At 54.6% G+C, this 2622-nt stretch carries 2 protein-coding genes; both read left to right on the top strand.

Going from position 1 to position 2622, the window contains the following annotated elements:
* The first annotated feature begins 232 nt into the window (after positions 1–232).
* Complete coding sequence (locus tag GXX82_10625) at positions 233–1399, top strand: ATP-binding protein (protein ID NLT23490.1); 1167 nt, start codon at positions 233–235, stop codon at positions 1397–1399.
* A gap of 265 nt (positions 1400–1664) precedes the next feature.
* Positions 1665–2471: a hypothetical protein gene (locus GXX82_10620; protein NLT23489.1), complete on the top strand. Its 807-nt coding sequence runs from the start codon at positions 1665–1667 to the stop codon at positions 2469–2471.
* Positions 2472–2622 lie beyond the last annotated feature (151 nt).

Here is a 2622-nt window from a genome sequence, read left to right as displayed (position 1 = left end):
TACCGGAAGGTGAAGACCGACAAGCCCCTTGCCGCATTCGCCGAAGGCCGGGAGAAGACCTTCGGGGCCGGAGAAGCTCTGACGCATGAGGAGGACGTGTGGAGCTGACGTGCCGTACACGCTCAGGTACCATCCATCCGTAAAGACCGAGGACCTGCCGAAGCTCGACAAACGGACAGCAGGATCGTAGAATCTCCTTGCAACCATGCATTATAGAAGTTACACTTCTAATATGCATGGTTATGTGAAAAGAGATGCCGAACCTGTCGTGCTTAAGGACCTCCGCAACTTCCCCGTGGTCGCCATCCTCGGTCCCCGCCAATGCGGTAAGTCCACACTGGTAAAAGCGATGAAGGGCAGGATCGGCGCCTTAATCTACCTCGACCTCGAAAGCCCGTCAGACCTTCGCAAACTGAGCGATCCCGAACTTTTCTTCCAGGCGAACAAGGATACCACCATATGCCTCGACGAGATTCAGCTGAGACCCGAGCTATTCCCGGTGCTCAGGAGTATTGTTGACCGTTCGGGAAGAAAGGGGCAGGCCCTCATACTGGGGTCCGCGTCCAGAAACCTCATCCGTCAGGGTTCTGAATCCCTTGCGGGGAGAATATCCTTCATCGAATTGACGCCCTTCGTGACATCAGAGGTCGCCGGCCTGCCCGGCTATGATCTGTTGGTGCACTGGTTCCGGGGAGGATACCCGGAGAGCTTCCTGGCCGATGACGACGATGCGAGCAACCGGTGGAGACAGAACTTCCTGCGCACCTTCATTGAACGGGACATTCCCCAGTTGGGGATCCGCATAACGGCACGGAACCTCAGAAGGCTCATCACGATGCTGGCGCACAGCCAGGGACAGCTCCTCAACAGTTCAAAACTCGCAGCGTCTCTCGGTGTGTCCTACCACACCGTCCGTGACTACATAGATCTCTTCGAGCAGGCTTATGTCGTGCGAGCGCTCCCGCCTCATGAAGGCAACCTCAAGAAAAGGACCATCAAATCCCCAAAAGTCTATATCAGGGATTCGGGGCTGCTCCACTCTCTTCTGGAGATCGGAAGCTTTAATGACCTTCTCGGTCATCCGGTCTTCGGGGCCTCGTGGGAAGCTTTCGGCATCGAAATGATCCTTTCCGAGCTGCCGGACTGGCAAGGGTCTTTCTACCGGGCATCCACGGGGAGCGAGATCGACCTGCTTCTCGCGAAGGGGAAGAAGAGGATCGCCGTCGAGCTTAAATCCTCCCGGGCCCCGAACGTCACCCGCGGTTTCTGGAATGCCCTCGATGACCTGGACGTAACAGAGGGCTGGATTGTGGCGCCCGTGGATGAACCATATTTCATAAAAGAAAAAGTGCGGGTCGGAGGGATACTTGACCTGGTCCGGCACGTGAAGACAGTTTGACGCCAGCCGGGACCCGGAGTACTCGCCAAGAGGAGAACGCCCATGTCCACCGTTGCAAAGTCAGGCGCCCAACGGGCGGGAGACCACTCTCTTTAATTCCCGTTCACCCTGAACAAAACACTTGAAACATCATCCGCGACGGTAGTATAACAAGATCATACATCAGACACTCACCTTTGGTATTCCACCATGCTGCCCGGACAGAAAGTCTTTTGCAGGTATGCCCCGAAGGGGTTAAGGGGCGCGCCCCCAGAGCTCATCAAAAATGCTTGGGAGATATGAAGAAAATTCACGGTATCGAAGAGGCTCGGGAACACCTGGACCGCTGCCGGAGCACGTCTACCTCTCCGACATGCCCCTTGCCATGGTGCAGCCCACGGATACGGTGTACTACTACCACACCGACCACATCAACACCCCCAGGGTCATGACCAACTCCGCCGGCACCGTCGCCTGGCAGGCCGCCTACCACGGCTTCGGACACGCGGAGGTCGATGTCTCCTCCACCATAACGAATAACCTCAGGTTCCCCGGACAGTACTTCGATGCAGAGACGAACCTCCACTACAACTGGAACCGGTACTACGACCCCAGGACAGGAAGGTACCTCACCCCTGACCCGATAGGGCTGGAGGGAGGGATAGATCCGTATGTTTACACGGAGAATGACCCTGTGAACCTGGTGGATAGGGAAGGGCTGGAGGTAGAAATTGGGCTGAGGAAGTTTCACCCGATCGAGGTTCCCTACGCCTTTCACTGTTTTGTTAGGTTCAACAGGAGCAATTACGATACATCAAGCTTCGATAATGAGGGTGTCCATCCCGATCCGAATCCGGGCAAGGCCGTTTTTGTTCGAACCACGGGTCCCGAGAATGACAAATGTGTGAGAAATGAAATGCGCAAATGCAAGAAGGAAGACTGGTCCCTTATAGATTTCAACTGCTGTCATTGTGTATCGAACGCACTTTATAATTGTGGACTAAAGCCAGCCGGCAAAGGAAAATGGCCCAATTGGCCGTACGGAGCAGACAATCCACCGTACCAGCCCAGGTCCAAAGACAAAACCAGATAAAGCATCACATCACAGGGGTAATAATGAAGAGAACACGATTCTTTGGTGTCGGCGTATTAGCGATTATGGTTTTCGTAGCCAGCATATATTTCCAACGTTGGTTGGAGAGCACCGGGAGATCAGATTCTATCGGACTTTGGTACACAATTGT

The organism is Syntrophorhabdus sp. (assembly GCA_012719415.1).
Classification (GTDB): domain Bacteria; phylum Desulfobacterota; class Syntrophorhabdia; order Syntrophorhabdales; family Syntrophorhabdaceae; genus Delta-02.
Note: the sequence above shows the minus strand (reverse complement) of the source record. Positions and strands in the feature narration are given on the sequence as shown.

Excerpts from the sequence above, each read along its gene's own strand:
- GXX82_10625 (NLT23490.1), top strand. The coding sequence starts at position 233 with ATGCATGGTTATGTGAAAAGAGATGCCGAACCTGTCGTGCTTAAGGAC.
- GXX82_10620 (NLT23489.1), top strand. The coding sequence starts at position 1,665 with ATGCTTGGGAGATATGAAGAAAATTCACGGTATCGAAGAGGCTCGGGA.